Genomic DNA, 18802 nt, shown 5'->3' on the forward strand with positions numbered 1-18802 from the left:
AGGCTTGACAGTCAAACGGATCACGCCTTTAATCGGCTTTGTGTGTTTAATAAATAAAACACTTTATTGGTTTTATTGTGCTGCCAAATGCTTAATTAGCGTTAGGCATCTTTCTAATTGAGTTATGACAATATTTGGTATGCATCATGGAAAATGAACGTAATAACAGATTTTACCCGCTAGAAGCGCAAACTGAGGACGTGATTGCGCAGCACTGTTTACCTGCGATGCCAGAAGGGCATGAGGGCGACAACGAAGAGGAGGTGTGTTTCGTATTGGGTTACAATTAGCGAGCACTCGGCGTTGAGTTGTAGGTAAAATAAAAACAGCGGCAATACCTAGGTATGCCGCTGTGATTAATATTGCTCATTATCTGTTTGCGAGTCGCTGTGCTGTAAATGTCTATTCAGCAATTATGCATTCGCCAACCAATAATCAGCTAAATATTAGTCAACGGCAACCATGACGTTGCTCGCCTTGATCACCGCATAAGCTTCGCCGCCAACGGTTAGGCCCAATTGCTCGCAAGATCGTTTAGTAACCACTGATGTGATCTCAACACCTGGAGCTAATTCGATAACCACTTCGTTGTTAACTGAGCCTTCATCTATCGATTTAATTTTGCCGGTAAGTGTGTTGCGTGCACTGATCTTCATTAATTATTATTCCTGTAAGTCATACTAAAGAGTTAGATTCTAACGTGTTTAGCGATTGTTGTTAACCGTAAAACAGACTAGCACTTAGGTAAAATTTACCCTTTAACAGGCTTAGCCTTTAGTCGGCTGCGCACCAAATAGATGATCTGCGGCATCAAAGAGGCGGCAATCATCCCCAGCATCAATAGATATTGGTATGGGCTAAAGCGCTCGCCCAGCAAGAACATGCCCGCCACTATCCCCGCAATCGGATTGGCAATGCCACCAAAGGTAAAATCGACCACGCTCATGCGTTGCAGCAGCCATACATACATGCTGTAACCCAGTACAGTATTGAGTAACACTATCCAAAGGAGTCCCAGCACATTATTGCTGGTCAGCTGGCTCAGCGCTAAGGCATAGCTGTGAGGCGCCATAAAGGCATGGACTGCTGTTATCAAAGAGAGAATTACGCCGCCCAATAGCAGTTGCCAAGTTAAAATAGTCCACCAATGAATGCGCCCACCCAGAGCCTTAGTGATAGTGCTTCCCACAATAATACAACCAATGGCCGCGAGCATAGCCACAAGGCCGATAGGGTTTAAGCTAATGGCATTAGGGTCAAACAGCAACCAAGCCAAGCCTATTAAGATAGAGCCAAACAAGGCCTGTATTTTACTGGGGCGTTGTTTATTGACTACCCAGTGAAACAACATGGCAAATACCGGAACGCTGACCATGCCGACCCCTGAAATGGCCGAGGGCAATGTCAGTGCCATCACAAAAATTAAGCTGAAAAACAGCGCAATATTGATCACGCCCAGCTTGAGCAAAATAGACCAATCTTGCCTTTGCGGTAGGCTAGGTTTTATCGCCAGTAAGATAAGCCCCGCTGGCAATGCACGTATCGCACCCAATAATAGTGGCGGCCAATCGGGCAGGCTAAATTGGGTCACCGCATAAGTCGTGCCCCAGAAAAACGCTGGGATCATCGCAAGCAGCACATTCATTTTTATCTCCAGTTTAAGTATCTTAATGTAAAGATATATCAGTGTGCGGCTTAATGTCGCGATTGTAAAGTATCTCTATGTAAAATATCTTTGCGTTAAAATATTTTTGCCGTTATCTTGGCATAATCGATATAGTCGCAGCTGTGGTAGTCTTAACTGCCGCCGTGCGATCCCTGATATACAGCAATACCTTGGGAGCCATAGATGAATCATTCTGTTACCGACGGCGTCGACAAAGTCGTAGCGCAATGGGCCAGTGAAAAGCCACAGTTAGAGACCATGCCAATGGCTATTATAGGGCGGATGATGCGCTTATATAAACACCTAGAGGCAGAGATAACCGCCTGTCACAAAGGCTTTGGCTTAACCCAGGGCGAGTTTGATGTGCTGGCTACCTTGCGCCGCAGTGGCGCGCCTTTTAGCTTAACGCCATCGGCATTACTCGATTCAATGATGCTCACTTCTGGCGCCATGACTAATCGACTCGATAAGCTTGAGCAAAAAGGGCTGATCAGCCGAGTTCACAGCCAGCAAGATCGTCGCAGTGTGACTGTGGCACTCACCGATGTGGGTTTGAGTCTTATCGATATCGCCATAGAGGCTCATGTGGCAGTACAGCAGCAATCGATGCAAGGCCTATCTTCCCAAGAGCGCGCTGCACTCAATGATATATTTAAACAATGGCTGACTCAGTTTGAACCTTAATGGCTAATGCGAGATCATCCAAAACCTATTGGTCGTTTGGGTCAAGGCTTTTGCCTTGACTGGCTGTCCTTAAAAGCTGTACGGCGTGAGTTACGCTAAGCCCTTTTATTTTAAATAGACTTCGTACATTATTCTGCCACTTGCCAGCTATACTTTAGATCATATAAATAGGGGCGATAACATAGTGTGTAACTGTTTAAATCTGCCCTAAAGACTCGCGATTTAAGGGATTATTATGCAGATGACATTAGAGTTTTTTGGTGCAACCCAAGAGGTGACAGGCTCTTGTCACCTACTGACGATTGATGGACGCCAAGTGTTACTCGATTGCGGCATGATCCAAGGGGGTAAGCAAGACGCATTGCGTAACCACGACCCCTTTGCTTTCGATGCCAGCCAAGTCCATGCCGTGGTACTAAGCCATGCCCATATAGACCATTCAGGTCGACTACCTTTATTAGTTAAGTCCGGCTTTAAAGGTCCTATCTTTACTCACAAGGCCACGGTTGAGCTGTGTGACATCATGCTCAGAGATGCGGCCATGTTGCAATTTCGCGATGCCGAGCGCATTAATAAACGCCGTGCTAAAAACCAGCTCGATCCCATTGAGCCCTTATTTACTGAGGAAGATGTGGCGCTGGTGATGCAGCAATTTGTGGCACTCGATTATGGCGAGTCGTGTGAGGTGGCGCCCCATGTTCGCCTCTGTTTGTCTGATGCGGGCCATATTTTAGGCTCGGCCATTGTCGAGTTGTGGTTAGGGCAAACCGCGGCGCAAAAAAAGCTAGTGTTCAGTGGTGATTTAGGGCGTGCCGGCATGCCGATTTTGCATGATCCCACTTTTATCGACAGCGCCGATTTAGTCTTAATGGAAAGCACCTATGGCGATCGCCTGCACCGCAGTTGGCCTGATACCCTAGCCGAACTTAAGGCGATATTTGCGAGTACGATAAAACGCAGTCGCGGCAATATTTTACTGCCAGCCTTCTCGGTGGGGCGTGCGCAAGAGTTGTTATACCTGTTTCATCTGTATGCCAAAGAGTGGGATCTATCACGGTGGCGCATCTGCTTAGACAGCCCGATGGCGATAAGAGCCACTCGAGTTTATGTCGAAAACTACAACTTAATGGATGAAGACTTTAAACGTTTCACCCGCCTCTCACCGGGACAGCATCCACTGCTGTCAAATGTCGACTTTATCGATAGCACAGAAGAGTCGATGGAGCTTAATCAGATCCATGAAGGCTTAATTATTATTGCCGGCAGTGGCATGTGTAATGGTGGGCGCATTCGCTGTCATTTGGCTCATAATTTAGCTAATAGCCTGTGTGATGTGATTATCTGCGGTTATCAAGCCATGGGCACGCCCGGACGTTTGTTGGTCGATGGTGCCGACAGCCTGACCATACATGGTAATCCGGTGCCCGTTAAAGCCAAACTGCATACCATAGGCGGCTTATCGGCCCATGCGGATCAAGCCGAACTGCTTAACTGGTATCGCCACTTTACGGGCACACCATCAGTGGTGCTGGTGCACGGTGAGTCAGAGGCACAAAAGGTGTTGCTCAGTACCTTGCAACAACTGGGTGAGTCGGCGCCTATCGAATCGGCCATTGCCGAGTATGCTAATTGTCTCGATCTGAACGCCTTACCCAAGTTAGTCTGGGTGAATTCACGCTAGTCCGCTGGCGTGAATAGAGATGCGCTGACATACTTTGCTAAATTGTTGGTTATTTGTTTGTTTTTGGGTTTGCTGGTAGCATATTGACTTTGCGTGTTTTTTTGTTGACTAAAATGGAGTGTGTGATGCGATTACCACTGGCTAAAGGATTTGTCATTGCGGCGTCGTTATTGTCTTGTTGTGCGTTAGCCCAGCGTCCTGAATTTTCAACCACAGCGGCAAAATCTGATTATGACTTTGCCAAAAATCCACCGGCTAAGGTTAGCTTTTCCCTTAAGCGCACCAGTCGTCATGATTTTTCGAAAACCACTGCGGCACACGCCGACTATGACTTTGCCGATAACAAGCGTTGTATCGATTGTGAAGGGGCGAGCATGTCGACTCCCCATGATTTGTCTAAGACTGAAGCGGCAAAATAAGTCTAATTTACCCTGTGGTTGGGTGATTACCTCATCTAAAGAGGGGCACCCAACGAGTGTTGGTGATTGAATGCTATTACTTGCTCGTTAGCGACTTATTTAGCTTGGGGCAGGTTTTTTCCGATACGATATGCGTCAATAACACCTATAAACCAGCTTATGACAAAGGCGAGGGTCGCTAAGGTAATAGCCATATCGTCACCATGGGCACCGGCTTGATTTATCTCTTGAAAAATCACCCCAAAATCCAGCGGTAGTTCTCCCGATAAAATGCGATCACTAATGGCTTGTGCCCGCTCAACGGCACGGTAAAGCAGATACACCAGTCCAGATAAGCTCACAACGGACAGCAGTGTGCCTGTGTTATAACGCTTTAAATAAAAATGACCACTGCCAGGGCAGATAAAGGCTGACATTAGGGCGGCAATAACAGCGTTATTCATGTTGTTCTCTTTTTTGGGGGATTAACTAACCCGAGCTCAGGTTAACTATTCTAAGTCGATACGTCTAAGGCTGATTTTTAAGTATTTGGCTTTGTTCACTAGCATAGGATCTGCATTGTTACCCTGCGCCGCTAGTTGGCTTTCTACACCCGCTAGCTCTTGTACTATCCAGCCGCGGATCATCACATAATAGCGCGAATCTGTACCATAGCGAACAAGGGGTTCAACCGATGTCAAAGAGGGCGAGTCTATTGCGTTAGCAATTGATTGCACCATGATCCCAAGCTGTTGTTGTGTCTGTTGTTGGTGCTGTAAGCTACCTTCACACCCCCATGCCACATTAATGCTTAAGGTTAATATCAGTAATAATACAGACTTCATCATGATTCCTTATTGGCGCGGATAGGCCGAATCTACCCTAAAACAAGAGCTGAAAATAGTGCAGTATTGTTGAGTGAAGATAGGCCACTTGATACTAATAGGTATTAGGTGTTATCAGTGGCCTAGATTTGACTGTTAGTTGTTATTGGCTCCTTGATCTATCCAATTTTTAATAACCTCAATTTGCTCCGTTGTTAACGCTCTACCTTCTCCTTGGGCCAACTTGTTGTCATGGTGGGGTGGCATCTGGATTTTAGTATCGACAAGGTGGTTAACGACTAAATAGAGCGAACTGGATACGGCACTTCCAGGCACAACAACAGGGCCAAACTTTGTGCCTTGCATGACTGATTCATAGTTGTCTAGTGCCAGCTTAGTTTGGGTTACGCCTTCACCAGAGCCTGAGTGGCAGCTAATACAAGCGTTGTTCAAAATAGGTTGAACCTGAGATGAAAAACTGACAGGACGTTCACAGCCTAATACGAACACAGATACGACAGCGGTGAGTGCTAGGCGAAATTTGAGGGAGCGACCACTACACATAACATCCTCCAGTAGCCTTGGTAACTATACGTTTTAAGTATAGCTCTTTGAAGCTGGAGTGGGGTTAATGAATGACACTTGTGAGTTGTGTATCGTCATCGTAAATTTTGCTTGCCGTTATAGGAAGCCCTGCTCATATTGAGCTGGGCGCGCCGGGAAACGTTGCGGGGTTAATGTTGTGGTAGTGACCTCCCGTTATTGTCTGGGTAGGCGATGCCAAATAACAAGGTGTAGGTCACTGGTAATACGATTAGCGTTAACACAGACGCAAACCCAAGACCAAAGATGATGGTGATCGCCATTGAGCCGAAGAAGGCATCCGATATCAGTGGCATCATCCTGAGCATAGTGGTGATAGCCGCCATCAATACGGGTCTGACACGACCAAGCACAATTCAATCCTGTTTCGTTACCCCAATGGCAGAATTTTCAACGGGGTGCCATTCGGCAAGGAGAAGACGCTCTCTGTGACAGGGAACTTATGCATCAACAACTTAGACGCTTGCTTGTAGGCGACACTGATGGGGCGAGGGATCGCTATGATGCCGCTTCCCCTCGCGCAAGAGAGCGTGGATAACGGTAATTTAGTCATGCTATTTGAAGATGTTGAGCCCTATGAAGGCAAGTGCTTCTTAGTCTATCCCTCGCGGCGTTTTATTAGCCTAGCCAGTCTACGTTTTATTGACTACATTATGACCGCGCTAGCAGCGTGTAATCACAATGGTGCCTGCGATCGCGAAGCAAAAACCAAAGGTGCACTAAAGCCTTTAAGCTAAACTGAGGTATCAATCAGCGCTAATTATGAGGCCAAATGGTGCAAGTAATTGTGCTTGTTGCCACTGGTTGATGATCACCCCTTCGAGCGGTACCACTCTAGGGTCGAGTCCTTCGAGCTCGACTCGGGTAAGGTTAGCGCCGCGCAGGTCAAAACTGCCCCATTGGTCGGCGGAAAACTCGCCGCCACTCAAATCGGCGCCACGCATGGATGCCCCGTTTAAATTCGCGCCGCGCCAGCGGTTATCAAATAGCTCACACTCCTCGAGTAGTATGCCATCAAAATTGCTATAGGCCAGATTGCAGCCCGTGATATAGCCACTGCAAAAATAGCTTTTTTGGGTGATGTAATTGGTAAAGCTGGCGCGATGAAAATCGGCGCCCTGCAGGTTGCTATCACGAAACTCAGCGCCAAAACAGCGGCTGCCTCTAAACAGACTCATGCTTAAGTTGCATTGTTTAAAGCTGGCATTAGTTAGGGTGGCGTAACTAAAATCACAGCCAAGTAGGTCGCCACTTTCCACAAACTGACAGCGCTCAAATTGACAATCGCTTAGATCGGCATGGTTAAATCTGCAGCGGTAGAAGTGGCAATCTCGATAGTGCTGTTGTTGTAAATCTTCGCCGCTAAAATCATGTTCGATAAACCATTGCTCGCAGATCGTTGTCATGTTAACTCCTAGGCATAAGGGGAGGCTGGCAGAGTGTTAATTTGGGGTGGGAATATTATTCACCTGACTCTTGCTCGGCTCGGTGATTTGTTTGGCCAAAATATAACAGGCGATGCCCATGATGGCATTGGTTATGGGCAATGCAAGCAATAATCCTTTTACACCGCCTAAATAAGAGCCTACCGCCGCAAAGGGCAAGAGTAATAAAAACAGGCGGCAGAGGTTAAGCAACAGCGAACTCATTGGCCTGTGGTAGGCATTGAGCGTAGTAGCAGTTAAAATTACCATCCCCAATGGGCCATAGGCGGCGGGCAAGGCGATAATATAAAATGTTAACCATTCAACAACTTGTGGATCGCTGCTAAACAGCTGTGCAATGGAGCTGGCCCAAAATAGGAGCGGTAAATAGAGTAAGGTCTGAAACACCAACACAAACTTCAGCGATAGCATCAACGCCTCACGTGCTCGTCCTCCTTGACCCGCGCCTAAGTTTTGCGCCACAAAGGGCACTAGGCTCGATGACAATGCCATGACGGCGATTAACAGTACCGATTCTAGACGTGTGCCTGCACCAAAGGCGGCCACGGCGCTATGGTCGATACGCGCTAGCATCGCCATAATCAGAGCATTGGCGAGCGGATTAAGCAGGTTCATCAGCGCCGCTGGCTGAGCAATATGCGCCAGTTGTTTCCAGTTACCACGCATGCGGGCGAGATTAAACTCGGCAAACTCAACCAAGTTGCGTTTGATGATAAGTAGATAGCCAGACAGCGACAGCGCCACTGCCCACGACACTAAGGTCGCAATCGCCGCCCCTTGTATTTCTAAGCGCGGAAATGGCCCCAGACCAAAAATAAGCAGCGGATCGAGGATCAGGTTGATTAATGCCGCCAGCGCCATTATTTTAGCCGGTGACTTGGTATCACCTGTGGCACGCAGCCCTTGGTTGCCCACCATTAACAGCACTAACAGTGGCGCGCCCAGATACCACAGCAACATATACTCTTTAATCAGAGGGAGGCTGGAATCATTGGCGCCCAGCAGGCTAAACAAAGGCACAATACACAGGCTGCCAACTAAGGCGAGCAAGGCGATTAATCCAAAGGTCAGCAGTAAGGCATCGTGCAAAAACACCTTGGCTTTATGGCTGTTACCACTGCCGATCAGGCGGCCCAAATTGGTCGCTACCCCAGCGCCAATGCCTATGGCGATACTGGAAATGACTAAGGTAACCGGAAAGGTAAAACTGATCGCCGCTAGGGCTTCGGTGCCTAACTGGCTGATAAAAAAGGTGTCCACTAGACTAAACCCAAGAATGGTTAAGATACCAATCAGGTTCGGGAGGCTCATATTTAGCAGTACACGACCGATAGGCTGGCTGAGCAGCCCGTGTCTGTCTCTCATTACGATGGATTGCCTAGATTACAGAAGGAGGGCAATTCTAGCAGGATTGACCGATTTTTAATAAAACCCAGTTAAAAAAATCAGATTTTTTTTTGTAAAGCCCTTGGATCTCGTCACACCTACCCCCATATATCCAATCATCACTCGGCATAACTACTTTGTGTCGTCTTTATTTGTAAACCGCCAACGTTTGTTGGGCAAGAAAATCATTAGGAGAGTCCATAGATGAATATTCGTCCATTACATGACCGTGTCATCGTTAAGCGTTCAGAAGTTGAAGCAAAATCCGCCGGTGGCATCGTACTCACAGGTAGTGCAGCCGAGCAATCAACTCGCGGTGTAGTCCTTGCAGTAGGCAATGGCCGAATTCTTGAAAACGGTACTGTTCAGCCACTTGACGTAAAAGTCGGCGACACAGTTATTTTCAACGAAGGTTATGGCGTGAAAAAAGAGAAGATCGACGGTGAAGAAGTCTTGATCCTATCTGAAGCAGATTTAATGGCTGTAGTGGAATAATCCACTAAGTTACTCACTATCCCAGTTAAACAAAAATTTTATTAAAGGATATTAACATGGCAGCTAAAGAAGTACTTTTTGGTAATGACGCACGCGTAAAAATGCTAGCCGGCGTAAACGTACTAGCCAACGCAGTTAAAGTTACCCTAGGCCCTAAAGGTCGTAACGTTGTTTTAGACAAAAGCTTCGGTTCACCACTTATCACTAAAGACGGTGTGTCAGTAGCAAAAGAGATCGAACTTGAAGACAAGTTCGAAAACATGGGCGCACAAATGGTGAAAGAAGTTGCTTCTAAAGCCAACGATGCAGCCGGTGACGGTACCACCACAGCAACTGTATTAGCGCAAGCGATTGTCACTGAAGGCCTAAAAGCCGTTGCAGCAGGCATGAACCCAATGGATCTTAAGCGTGGTATCGACAAAGCGGTTATCGCAGCCGTTGCCGAGCTTAAAAACCTATCTCAAGAGTGCAGCGACACTAAAGCGATTGCACAAGTAGGTACCATCTCTGCTAACTCTGACGAGTCAATCGGTGAAATCATCGCAACAGCGATGGAGCGCGTAGGTAAAGAAGGCGTTATCACTGTTGAAGAAGGTCAAGCACTCGAAAACGAACTTGACGTGGTTGAGGGTATGCAGTTTGACCGTGGCTACCTATCTCCATACTTCATCAACAAGCCAGAAACCGGCAGCGTAGAGCTAGAAAGCCCATACATCTTGTTGGTTGATAAGAAGATCTCTAACATCCGTGAATTGCTACCTATCCTTGAAGGTCTAGCGAAAACGGGTAAGCCTCTGCTTATCGTTGCAGAAGATGTTGAAGGCGAAGCACTAGCCACATTGGTTGTAAACAACATGCGCGGTATCGTTAAAGTGGCTGCTGTTAAAGCACCGGGTTTTGGTGACCGTCGTAAAGCAATGCTACAAGATATCGCTATCCTCACCGGCGGTACTGTCATTGCTGAAGAGATTGGCCTAGAGCTTGAAAAAGCCACCCTAGAAGACCTAGGTACAGCTAAGCGCGTTGTTATCACTAAAGATGACACCACCATTATCGACGGTAACGGTGAGCAAGAGCAGATCCAAGCTCGCGTAGCACAAATTAAAGTTCAAGCTGAAGAATCAACTTCTGACTACGACAAAGAGAAACTACAAGAGCGCATGGCTAAATTGGCCGGCGGTGTTGCAGTGATCAAAGTGGGCGCAGCCACCGAAGTTGAAATGAAAGAGAAAAAAGCTCGCGTAGAAGACGCACTACACGCGACCCGCGCCGCTGTTGAAGAAGGCGTAGTAGCAGGTGGTGGTGTTGCACTAGTACGTGTTGCTAGCAAGATTGGCGACGTAGAAGTGGCTAACGAAGATCAAAAGCACGGCGTGGTTATCGCCCTACGTGCTATGGAAGCGCCACTACGTCAAATCGCGACTAACGCAGGTGAAGAAGCGTCAGTTGTGGCTAACAACGTGAAAAACGGTACTGGTAACTACGGTTACAACGCAGGTAACGACACTTATGGTGACATGCTAGAGATGGGTATTCTTGACCCAACTAAAGTAACTCGTAGTGCGCTACAGTTTGCGTCATCTATCGCAGGCCTGATGATCACCACCGAAGCTATGGTTGGCGAATTGCCACAAGAAGCTGCTGCTGACATGGGCGGCATGGGTGGAATGGGTGGTATGGGCGGAATGGGCGGCATGATGTGATCCTAGCTGGTTAAAATCGTCTATAGCGGCGTTACCTTGCCACTCGTTTAAGAGAACTAAACGTCGTGGTAAGAAGCCTTGCTCTAAAACGATTTTTCCTGCGCTAGAACATCTGTTCCATAGGCCTGAGTTCTTAGGTCGCTAAGAATTACACCTAAAAATAAACCCCGATACTGTTAATAGTATCGGGGTTTTGTTTTATGTGCTTATTGCAAACTTTGTTTGACGAAAAGTCGTGGTGCTTCGTCCTATATTGGTATAAAGGCGGGTTGACGCCCAATGAACTAGAGCCTTTGTTCTGGTTAAGCTCTATGGTGGGCAATTTCAGTTGAGCACTCAGTGTTTCGTTAAACCGATCTGATGTTAGCTAATCTTTTGTATATCATCGAAGTCAGGTTATCATTGTAACTATCTAAATAGATGAATAATTATATACTTGGCGGTGTAATCCCCCATGTAACCTAAAGAGACATTCACATGAGAAAGATCATATTCGGTTTGGTTTTAATCGCTGTTACAGGTTGTTCAAGCAATGGTCTAACAACGCTGAAGCCAATGGATCCAAATTTTGAAAAAGAAATCGTGATGACAAACGATCCAGATCAAACCGCAAAAGTTAGAAGTATTGTTACTAACTGGATGGTCGATAATGGTTACAATGTGTCTAAAAAAACGGCAAGTCCAAATGCGCAGCTAGGCGATGATCAAGTCATGTTTGAATTCAACGCTAACTGGTGGTGGGACATGGCAACCTATATGCGTTACGTAAACTTAGATGTTACTGATAATAAAGGAAATAAGGTGGCTGAACTTGATTTCGATTCAGTAAGGTATGGTGGTATGGATAAGTTTGGCGATGCAGAAGAAAGATTAAATCTAATTATGGAAGTATTTTTCCAAAAGATTTCAGTACAAGATGCTGAACGTCAATTAGAGCATGGTAAAGATAGAAGTACTAAATCAGCACCGACCTGTGCTTACGACTGCTAGCAAATAATGGTTAGGAAAATAGTTTTGCTATCATAGAGGCCGTATAGTTTTCTGTGTAAAAAGGACGGGGTCAGCGATCAGTGTTACTTCACCACTCCGAATGCTTGAGAGCAGGAAACTAAACGTCGCGGTAAATCGCCTTGCTCTAACAAGATTTATCCCACGTAAAATACTCTGCTAGTCTAAAGCTTCACAGCCTGAAACCAAGTGAGTTAAATAGCGGAAAACAGTGCCACCCATCATTAACGGCATAAATTTTAACCTCCTACTAATGCTTGTTTTGAGCATTTAACAAGGCTGTAACCCGCGCTGAACATGGGGTTGGGCTGTTGCCTTACTGCCCATCTTGGTTTTATTTCATGCAAAAATATGTTAAGATGCCGCCCTTTTTTTACAGCCTCAGCCTTTACAACGTCATTAACGTGTCTTTGCAATAGACGAGGAAAACTTACCGGTTCAGTTCAAAAATGTGGTGCCAAACGGCTCCGCTTTGTAGCTGACGATGACAAAAGCGAATCCTTAATGTCGAATTTGACGCAATCTGTTGCTCGTAAATCAACAGATGAAAACTACCTTGCTACCCATCCCCCCGAACAAAGTGCTACATCAACCACGGTAAACGCCTTCTCCAGCCCTGTACTCTGGTTAAGTGGCGGCTTTCTCGTCCTATTTGTACTGCTTGCTGTTTTCGATACTCCGCTCCTGTCCAACATCGTTCAAGTTGGATTTTCAAGAGTCACCCAATGGTTTGGCCCATTCTGGCAAGTGCTGTTACTGGCTAACTTTATTATCGGTCTCTACTTAGCGTTTGCGCGTACTGGCGACGTTAAGCTAGGTAATCGCGAGACGCCTGAAATTGATACCTTTAAATGGTTGGCGATTGTGCTATGCACCCTGTTAGCCGGTGGTGGCGTTTTTTGGGCGGCCGCCGAGCCAATTGCCCATTTTGTCTCATCCCCCCCTTTTTACGGTGAAGCGCAAGGTCGAAGACTGGCGGTCAATGCCTTGTCGCAATCGTTCCTCCATTGGGGCTTCCTAGCATGGGCGATCCTCGGTAGCTTAGCGGCTATCGTATTGATGCACCTGCATTACGATAAAGGCTTGCCGCTACAGCCGCGTACTTTGCTGTATCCCATTTTTGGTGATAAAGCCCTTAATGGTTGGATTGGCACCTTAACTGACACCTTTTGTATTATTGCGGTTGCTGCGGGCACCATTGGCCCTATTGGTTTTCTTGGCTTGCAAATTAGCTATGCGCTCAATGCGCTATTTGGTGTGCAAGACACGCTTATCACCCAAAGCTTAGTGGTATTGTTTGCCATTGCTATGTATACCTTGTCGGCGTTGAGTGGCCTTAGCCGAGGTATTCAGTTGGTGAGTCGTTACAATATTATGTTGGCCGCAGCGCTCATCATCTTCATTCTATTATTTGGTCCTACTAGCTTTATTATTGATGGCTACATGCAAGGCATGGCGCGAATGGTGAATAACTTTGTGCCAATGTCTCTTTTTCGCGGTGATAGCGATTGGTTAGGTTGGTGGACGGTATTTTTCTGGGGCTGGTTTATTGGCTATGGTCCTATGATGGCGATCTTCATTGCGCGTATCTCTCGTGGGCGTACCATTCGCCAAATGATCTTATCCATCTCTATTATTGCGCCCTTGATCACTTGCTTTTGGTTTAGCATTGTCGGTGGTTCGGGGCTGGCGTTTGAACTGGCTGAGCCCGGCATTATTTCTACAGCATTTGAGGGCGGCAATTTGCCTGGGGCTTTACTGGCGATCAGTTCACAGCTGCCGATGCCATTGTTGACGGCGATACTGTTTTTAATCCTCACCACCACCTTTATCGTCACCACCGGTGATTCAATGACTTATACCATTAGTGTGGTGGTGACCGGTTCTACCGAGCCGAGTGGAGCCATGCGTGCGTTTTGGGGATTGTTGATGGGATTTGTTGCCATTGCATTGATCTCTATGGGATCTGGTGGGATCTCTGCGCTGCAATCCTTTATTGTGATCACCGCAGCGCCAGTGTCGTTTGTTCTGCTTCCTTCACTGTGGCAAGCGCCCAAAATGGCTAAAGCGATGGCGGAGCAACAATTTGGTAAGGCATCATTTGTCCCTGTAAAGGCAAACTAATCTTGATAGAAAGCTGAGTTAGCCTTGTATGTTAAAGCCCCGCGACTTAAAGGTCGCGGGGCTTTATTGTCTCTAAGGGCGCAGCGTAGCAATTTTAATCTCCACCTCAGGTTGCTTGATTACACTTGGTGGTTCAATTACCTACCATAGACAGTTAACAGCGGGGATTTATCATCATGGGGACACAAAATTCACAATCTAAGGGCCGTAAGCCCTGGGTGGCTATTGGGGTTGTTGTATCCATAGGGCTACTGCTTTGGTTGTTGTTAACCATCATGCCTAAGGGGTTTAAGACGACCCACGAGCAAATAGGTACAGGTAAGCCGGCGTTGGTGTTTGTCTATGATCCTAATCTCGCATCGAGTAACAGCCAGACTGAACAGATGAATGAGGCGCGTGCTCACCTTGGCGATAACGTCTTCTTTCTGCTGGCGAGAGCGGGTACGCCTGAGGGCGATCAGCTGATTGCTAGATACGGTGCCAGTCGAGCCGAACTCCTGTATTTCGATGCATCGGGCAAGTTGGTTAAAAGACAATTTGGAGTAGTGAGCGCCAATGAGCTAATGCAGTGGATGCGATAGCGGCAGTAATACGACAGCGCTTAATAAAGTGCTTGCATCTAGATCGCGTTAGTTAATCTCGTATTGTAAATCAAACCGTGGGCGCTTATATGGCGTCCACGTTGTCACTTATCTCATGTTGTTGCTACCTATAGCTTTAGGCTGGGCCAGCTAGGCTTGGCTATGCTCTTTTTACCCAGACGTTTTACTGAGTTTGTCACTGTCGATGAGCCAGTTTTTCACAATGTGCTAACATATTGTCATTATTACTGCGTGAGCGATTAGCGATTCCTTATTTTTATGGGTAATTTATTGCGGGATTATCATTAGCTTTGAAGAAAAATCTATTTTCTTTAGGAAACTCGCAAGTTTAGTAAGGTGTTGTATTCATTGGTCATGAATTCCTGATATAAATATCACTCACATTAATAACTGTGGGTTTGCGTTGGCATTCCAAGCAGTAGCAATCTTAATTCTTTGTATACCCTGGAGTACCACAATGAGCGCTGACATGACTCTCGAATGTTTTCTTTCCACCGTTGCCGCGCGTAACCCTAATCAACCTGAATTCTTGCAGGCTGTAACCGAAGTCTTAACCTCAATTTGGCCTTTTGTAGCAGCGCATCCTGAATATTTAGATAGCGGAATTTTAGAGCGTCTTGTGGAGCCTGAGCGATTAATTCAGTTTCGTGTTTCATGGGTCGATGACCAAGGCAAGGTGCAGGTGAACCGCGCATACCGAGTGCAGCATAGCTCGGCTATTGGGCCCTTTAAGGGGGGGATGCGTTTTCATCCGTCAGTTAATCCATCGGTACTTAAGTTTTTGGCTTTCGAACAAACCTTAAAAAATGCCCTCACCACACTGCCTATGGGCGGTGGTAAAGGGGGCAGTGATTTTGACCCTAAAGGAAAGAGCGAAGCCGAAGTCATGCGTTTCTGTCAGGCGCTCATGTTCGAGTTGCATCGTCATGTGGGCGCAGACACAGATGTGCCTGCCGGAGATATGGGAGTCGGTGCTCGTGAAGTGGGTTATATGAGCGGCATGATGAAAAAGTTAACCAATAGCGCCGAGTGTGTGTTTACGGGCAAGGGACTGTCGTTTGGGGGCAGCCTTATTCGTCCTGAGGCGACGGGTTACGGTCTGTTGTATTTTGTCGAGGCCATGCTCAGGGTCAACGGAGGCACACTCGAGGGCAAAACCGTGACGGTGTCTGGCTCGGGTAACGTGGCGCAGTACGCCATAGAGAAGGCGATGGAGATGGGCGCAAAAGTCATTACGGCGTCCGATTCTGGTGGAGTGGTATTCGATCCCGATGGGTTTACCCCTGAAAAACTCGCTAAGCTGATGGAGATTAAAAATCAGCGCCGCGGCCGCGTTGCAGATTACGCCTACGAAATGGGGCTGGAGTATGTTACCGATGCCACGCCATGGCAGTTTGCCACCGAAATAGCACTGCCTTGTGCGACACAAAATGAGTTAAATGCAGAGCACGCGGCCCTGTTGATCGACAATGGAGTGCAACTGGTTGCCGAAGGTGCCAACATGCCAAGTACGGCAGAAGCTATCGCCTTGCTGCATAAAGCCAAGGTGCTCTTTGCCCCAGGGAAGGCTGCTAATGCCGGTGGTGTTGCGGCCTCGGGCCTTGAGATGAGCCAAAATGCACTGCGCTTAAGTTGGACTCGTGAAAAGGTGGATATGCGTCTCTGTGACATTATGTATTCGATTCACGATACCTGTCAGCAATATGGCCGTGAAGGTGAGCATATTAATTATGAGTTAGGGGCTAACGTTGCAGGCTTTGTCAAAGTGGCCGATGCGATGAAGGCGCAAGGCGTGTGTTAAGGCATGGTCAACCGTGTCGCCACTGAGCGATTGGAGTTAAAACAACCGTTAGATGGCTCGCGTTACTTGCTGGCAGGTGAGCGTGGCCCGATAAGCAATTTGGTTGCCTAGCTGCTTAATAACAGGCCCTAGCAACTCTGTTAGGGGGCGCACCAGTCCCCTCATTTTCTCACTCCCTATTCTATCCGTTTAAGCTTGGTTTAAGTGTTAACCCCGATGATGCGAGGTGATAATAATGATGCTGAAAACCTATGAACTTTGATATCTTGTTAGTGTTCGCTAGCAATAAAATTAAAATAAATTGAAGGAGATAATGCGTGAAAAAAATCACCATGTTGCTGCTGTGCGTCTTGATGCCGGTGGCGAGTGCGTTTGCTGAGCCAAGTAAACCGCTGTCGGTCGATGTGTTGTGGCAACTGAGCCGCATAGGTAACCCGACGATTTCGCCAGATGGTCAATACATTATTGCGCCCGTCACCCAGTACGATGTGCCTGAGGATAAAGGCTCAACTCAGTTGTGGTTATTTAATCAAGACGGTAAAAGTCAGCGCGCCATTACGGCTAAAGGACTGCGTGTGAGTGAGCCGGTATTTTCGCCAGACAGCCGTACACTGGCCTTTATTAGCCAGCGTGACAAGGATGAAGTGGGCCAAGTGTATCTGTTACCACTCGATGGCCCGGGTGAAGCCCAGCGTTTAACCGATGTGCCCAGTGGGGTAAAAGGCCTGAAATGGGTCGGCAAACACCTCTACTTTATCAGTTCTATTTTTCCCGCTAAAAATTGGCAAGAGATAGCAGAGCAGCTCACCGTAGATAAAGATAATAAAGTCTCTGCACGGCAATGGAATGCGCTGCCCTATTCCAGCTTCGACCATTGGATTGATGAAGACCGTGAGGCACATGTATTTCGGATTGCGGCTAAGGGGGGCAGCGTCGAGGCTGTGACTCTGCCGTTAAATAAACAGCTTCCGCGTTCATCACAAAGTGCGGCAAGTTACGATATTGACCCTAGCGAAACTTGGATAGCCTTTAACGCCAATGGCTGGGACAACCAAGTTGATCCTAAAACCGATATTTTCCTTGCGAAAATTGGCAGTGGTAAGGTTGAAAATATCACCTCGGCCAATCAAGCGCCCGATACCAACCCTAGCTTCAGCCCTGACGGCAAAACGCTCGCGTTTACTCGTCAGTCTATTAATGGTTTTTATGCCGATACTGCCAAACTTACCTTGTTGGATCTCAAGCGGCGCAGTGAGAAGGTGTTAGCCGATAACTGGGATCGCTCGGTGACGCGCTTTGTCTGGACGCCAAACAGCAAAGGATTTTATGCCGCCATCGATGATGCGGCGACGCGGCGTATTTTTTACATTAATGCGAGCAATGGCAAAGTTAACGCCATTACCGATGCCACCAACTTTAGCCAACCGGCAATTGCCAATGATGGCACCTTAGTTGCGGCCAACGACAGCTTCCTGTATCCGGCGCAGTTGGTCAGCATTAACCCTAAAAACGGTAACCGCACCCGACTGGACCATTTCAATGATGACATCTTAGCCGATGTGGATATGGGCACCTATGAGTCAGTGACTTATAAAGGCTATGATAACCAAGACATTCAAATGTGGGTGCATTATCCCGCTGGGTTTGACCGTAGCAAGAAGTATCCGCTGATGATGTTAATTCATGGTGGTCCACACAATGCAATTTCTGATGGTTTCCATTACCGCTGGAATGCGCAAACCTTTGCCTCTTGGGGCTATGTTACTGCGTGGCCTAATTTCCACGGCTCTAACAGCTTTGGGCAAGACTTTGCCGACAGTATTAATCCCGATTGGAAAAATAAATCACTCGAAGATGTGCTCAAGGCGACCGAATGGTTTAAACAGCAGCCGTGGATAGATAGTGAGCGGTTAGTGGCGGGTGGCGCCAGTTATGGTGGTTATTTAACCTCGATTATTTTGGGACAAGAGCATCCGTTTAAGGCCTTGTTAATCCACGCCGCGGTGTACAACATGTATTCGCAATTGGCGGCAGATTTTGCGGTGCATAGTCCTCGTTTCGGTAATTACTGGGATAACCCAGAGATATACAAGGCGATTTCACCTCATTATGGCGCAGCTAACTTTAATACCCCCACCTTGGTTATCCACGGTCAGCTCGATTACCGCGTACCTGTGGGGCAAGGTTTTGAGTTGTTTAGAACGCTGCAGACCCGCGGCGTGGAGTCGCGGATGATCTATTTCCCTGACGAGAATCACTGGATCATGAAACCCAATAACTCCATCTATTGGTATAACCAAGTACAAGATTGGATGACTCGTTTTGCCGAGCCTGGTGCAAAGTAATATGGCTTAAGTGATATCACAGAGCTAAGCGCTAGTG

Annotated in this window: 19 protein-coding genes and 1 pseudogene; 12 read left to right on the plus strand and 8 right to left on the minus strand. The window is 47.2% G+C overall.

Annotated features, from left to right (window positions below):
- The first annotated feature begins 146 nt into the window (after positions 1-146).
- Positions 147-290, plus strand: coding sequence for a hypothetical protein (locus DVO77_RS19015; RefSeq protein ID WP_162599178.1), 144 nt, complete (start codon positions 147-149; stop codon positions 288-290).
- Positions 291-446: 156 nt separating this feature from the next.
- On the opposite strand, the gene DVO77_RS09195 is transcribed toward DVO77_RS19015, so the two are convergent.
- Together DVO77_RS09195 and DVO77_RS09200 are read right to left on the minus strand one after the other, a co-directional pair.
- Positions 447-656, minus strand: coding sequence for a TOBE domain-containing protein (locus tag DVO77_RS09195; protein WP_110457083.1), 210 nt, complete (start codon positions 654-656; stop codon positions 447-449).
- Positions 657-751: 95 nt separating this feature from the next.
- Complete coding sequence (locus tag DVO77_RS09200) at positions 752-1645, minus strand: DMT family transporter (protein ID WP_119978116.1); 894 nt, start codon at positions 1643-1645, stop codon at positions 752-754.
- Positions 1646-1849: 204 nt separating this feature from the next.
- Between DVO77_RS09200 and DVO77_RS09205 the strand changes: the two genes are divergently transcribed.
- From DVO77_RS09205 to DVO77_RS09215, 3 genes are all read left to right on the plus strand, one after another.
- Positions 1850-2350, plus strand: a complete 501-nt coding sequence (locus DVO77_RS09205) for a MarR family winged helix-turn-helix transcriptional regulator (RefSeq protein ID WP_119978117.1) — start codon at positions 1850-1852, stop codon at positions 2348-2350.
- Between the two features lie 235 nt (positions 2351-2585).
- A complete protein-coding gene (locus DVO77_RS09210) occupies positions 2586-4031 on the plus strand; it encodes an MBL fold metallo-hydrolase RNA specificity domain-containing protein (protein ID WP_119978118.1) in 1446 nt (481 codons plus the stop codon).
- Positions 4032-4156: 125 nt separating this feature from the next.
- On the plus strand, positions 4157-4450 hold the full coding sequence (locus tag DVO77_RS09215) for a hypothetical protein (RefSeq protein ID WP_119978119.1): 294 nt from the start codon (positions 4157-4159) through the stop codon (positions 4448-4450).
- 95 nt (positions 4451-4545) lie between these two features.
- Here DVO77_RS09215 and DVO77_RS09220 read toward each other — a convergent pair whose 3' ends face one another.
- The 4 genes and pseudogenes from DVO77_RS09220 to DVO77_RS09235 all read right to left on the minus strand — a co-directional run.
- Positions 4546-4893, minus strand: a complete 348-nt coding sequence (locus tag DVO77_RS09220) for a hypothetical protein (RefSeq protein WP_119978120.1) — start codon at positions 4891-4893, stop codon at positions 4546-4548.
- A 45-nt stretch (positions 4894-4938) separates the two neighbouring features.
- Positions 4939-5277 carry a hypothetical protein gene (locus DVO77_RS09225; protein ID WP_119978121.1) on the minus strand — a complete coding sequence of 113 codons (339 nt, stop codon included), beginning with the start codon at positions 5275-5277 and terminating at the stop codon, positions 4939-4941.
- A 132-nt stretch (positions 5278-5409) separates the two neighbouring features.
- Complete coding sequence (locus DVO77_RS09230) at positions 5410-5817, minus strand: c-type cytochrome domain-containing protein (RefSeq protein WP_119978122.1); 408 nt, start codon at positions 5815-5817, stop codon at positions 5410-5412.
- A 170-nt stretch (positions 5818-5987) separates the two neighbouring features.
- A pseudogene (locus tag DVO77_RS09235) lies at positions 5988-6206 on the minus strand (hypothetical protein); the annotation flags it as partial.
- Between the two features lie 132 nt (positions 6207-6338).
- Here DVO77_RS09235 and DVO77_RS19255 point away from each other — a divergent pair.
- The gene (locus DVO77_RS19255; RefSeq protein WP_259650885.1) at positions 6339-6593 is read left to right on the plus strand and encodes a LysR substrate-binding domain-containing protein; all 255 of its coding nucleotides are present in this window, start codon (positions 6339-6341) and stop codon (positions 6591-6593) included.
- Between the two features lie 9 nt (positions 6594-6602).
- Here the strand turns inward: DVO77_RS19255 and DVO77_RS09245 are convergent, their stop codons facing one another.
- Together DVO77_RS09245 and DVO77_RS09250 are read right to left on the minus strand one after the other, a co-directional pair.
- Positions 6603-7262, minus strand: coding sequence for a Qnr family pentapeptide repeat protein (locus DVO77_RS09245; protein WP_119978123.1), 660 nt, complete (start codon positions 7260-7262; stop codon positions 6603-6605).
- Positions 7263-7298: 36 nt separating this feature from the next.
- Positions 7299-8666: an MATE family efflux transporter gene (locus DVO77_RS09250; RefSeq protein WP_119978124.1), complete on the minus strand. Its 1368-nt coding sequence runs from the start codon at positions 8664-8666 to the stop codon at positions 7299-7301.
- Positions 8667-8891: 225 nt separating this feature from the next.
- On the opposite strand from DVO77_RS09250, the gene DVO77_RS09255 reads away from it, so the two are divergent.
- The 7 genes from DVO77_RS09255 (at position 8892) to DVO77_RS09285 (ending at position 18765) form a co-directional block, all read left to right on the plus strand.
- Positions 8892-9182, plus strand: a complete 291-nt coding sequence (locus DVO77_RS09255; RefSeq protein ID WP_110457094.1) for a co-chaperone GroES — start codon at positions 8892-8894, stop codon at positions 9180-9182.
- Between the two features lie 56 nt (positions 9183-9238).
- Entirely contained in the window at positions 9239-10885 is a 1647-nt protein-coding gene (gene groL, locus DVO77_RS09260; RefSeq protein ID WP_110457095.1) for a chaperonin GroEL, read from the plus strand.
- Positions 10886-11362: 477 nt separating this feature from the next.
- Positions 11363-11875: an Sbal_3080 family lipoprotein gene (locus DVO77_RS09265; RefSeq protein ID WP_119978125.1), complete on the plus strand. Its 513-nt coding sequence runs from the start codon at positions 11363-11365 to the stop codon at positions 11873-11875.
- 522 nt (positions 11876-12397) lie between these two features.
- Positions 12398-14017 carry a BCCT family transporter gene (locus DVO77_RS09270; protein WP_119978126.1) on the plus strand — a complete coding sequence of 540 codons (1620 nt, stop codon included), beginning with the start codon at positions 12398-12400 and terminating at the stop codon, positions 14015-14017.
- A 176-nt stretch (positions 14018-14193) separates the two neighbouring features.
- Positions 14194-14598 carry a hypothetical protein gene (locus tag DVO77_RS09275; protein WP_110457098.1) on the plus strand — a complete coding sequence of 135 codons (405 nt, stop codon included), beginning with the start codon at positions 14194-14196 and terminating at the stop codon, positions 14596-14598.
- Between the two features lie 478 nt (positions 14599-15076).
- Positions 15077-16420: an NADP-specific glutamate dehydrogenase gene (gene gdhA / locus DVO77_RS09280; protein ID WP_119978127.1), complete on the plus strand. Its 1344-nt coding sequence runs from the start codon at positions 15077-15079 to the stop codon at positions 16418-16420.
- A 317-nt stretch (positions 16421-16737) separates the two neighbouring features.
- Positions 16738-18765 carry a S9 family peptidase gene (locus tag DVO77_RS09285; RefSeq protein WP_119978128.1) on the plus strand — a complete coding sequence of 676 codons (2028 nt, stop codon included), beginning with the start codon at positions 16738-16740 and terminating at the stop codon, positions 18763-18765.
- The last annotated feature ends 37 nt before the right edge of the window (positions 18766-18802 follow it).

Source organism: Shewanella algidipiscicola, from assembly GCF_003605125.1.
GTDB classification, from domain to species: domain Bacteria; phylum Pseudomonadota; class Gammaproteobacteria; order Enterobacterales; family Shewanellaceae; genus Shewanella; species Shewanella algidipiscicola.

What these genes read in the sequence shown, in the direction of transcription:
- DVO77_RS09200 (WP_119978116.1), bottom strand. Translation starts at nt 1,645, where the DNA reads ATGAATGTGCTGCTTGCGATGATCCCAGCGTTTTTCTGGGGCACGACT.
- DVO77_RS09270 (WP_119978126.1), top strand. Translation starts at nt 12,398, where the DNA reads ATGTCGAATTTGACGCAATCTGTTGCTCGTAAATCAACAGATGAAAAC.
- DVO77_RS09265 (WP_119978125.1), top strand. Translation starts at nt 11,363, where the DNA reads ATGAGAAAGATCATATTCGGTTTGGTTTTAATCGCTGTTACAGGTTGT.
- DVO77_RS19255 (WP_259650885.1), top strand. Translation starts at nt 6,339, where the DNA reads ATGGGGCGAGGGATCGCTATGATGCCGCTTCCCCTCGCGCAAGAGAGC.
- DVO77_RS09255 (WP_110457094.1), top strand. Translation starts at nt 8,892, where the DNA reads ATGAATATTCGTCCATTACATGACCGTGTCATCGTTAAGCGTTCAGAA.
- DVO77_RS09210 (WP_119978118.1), top strand. Translation starts at nt 2,586, where the DNA reads ATGCAGATGACATTAGAGTTTTTTGGTGCAACCCAAGAGGTGACAGGC.
- groL (WP_110457095.1), top strand. Translation starts at nt 9,239, where the DNA reads ATGGCAGCTAAAGAAGTACTTTTTGGTAATGACGCACGCGTAAAAATG.
- DVO77_RS19015 (WP_162599178.1), top strand. Translation starts at nt 147, where the DNA reads ATGGAAAATGAACGTAATAACAGATTTTACCCGCTAGAAGCGCAAACT.
- DVO77_RS09250 (WP_119978124.1), bottom strand. Translation starts at nt 8,666, where the DNA reads ATGAGAGACAGACACGGGCTGCTCAGCCAGCCTATCGGTCGTGTACTG.
- DVO77_RS09245 (WP_119978123.1), bottom strand. Translation starts at nt 7,262, where the DNA reads ATGACAACGATCTGCGAGCAATGGTTTATCGAACATGATTTTAGCGGC.
- DVO77_RS09220 (WP_119978120.1), bottom strand. Translation starts at nt 4,893, where the DNA reads ATGAATAACGCTGTTATTGCCGCCCTAATGTCAGCCTTTATCTGCCCT.
- DVO77_RS09195 (WP_110457083.1), bottom strand. Translation starts at nt 656, where the DNA reads ATGAAGATCAGTGCACGCAACACACTTACCGGCAAAATTAAATCGATA.
- DVO77_RS09275 (WP_110457098.1), top strand. Translation starts at nt 14,194, where the DNA reads ATGGGGACACAAAATTCACAATCTAAGGGCCGTAAGCCCTGGGTGGCT.
- DVO77_RS09225 (WP_119978121.1), bottom strand. Translation starts at nt 5,277, where the DNA reads ATGATGAAGTCTGTATTATTACTGATATTAACCTTAAGCATTAATGTG.
- DVO77_RS09215 (WP_119978119.1), top strand. Translation starts at nt 4,157, where the DNA reads ATGCGATTACCACTGGCTAAAGGATTTGTCATTGCGGCGTCGTTATTG.
- DVO77_RS09205 (WP_119978117.1), top strand. Translation starts at nt 1,850, where the DNA reads ATGAATCATTCTGTTACCGACGGCGTCGACAAAGTCGTAGCGCAATGG.
- gdhA (WP_119978127.1), top strand. Translation starts at nt 15,077, where the DNA reads ATGAGCGCTGACATGACTCTCGAATGTTTTCTTTCCACCGTTGCCGCG.
- DVO77_RS09230 (WP_119978122.1), bottom strand. Translation starts at nt 5,817, where the DNA reads ATGTGTAGTGGTCGCTCCCTCAAATTTCGCCTAGCACTCACCGCTGTC.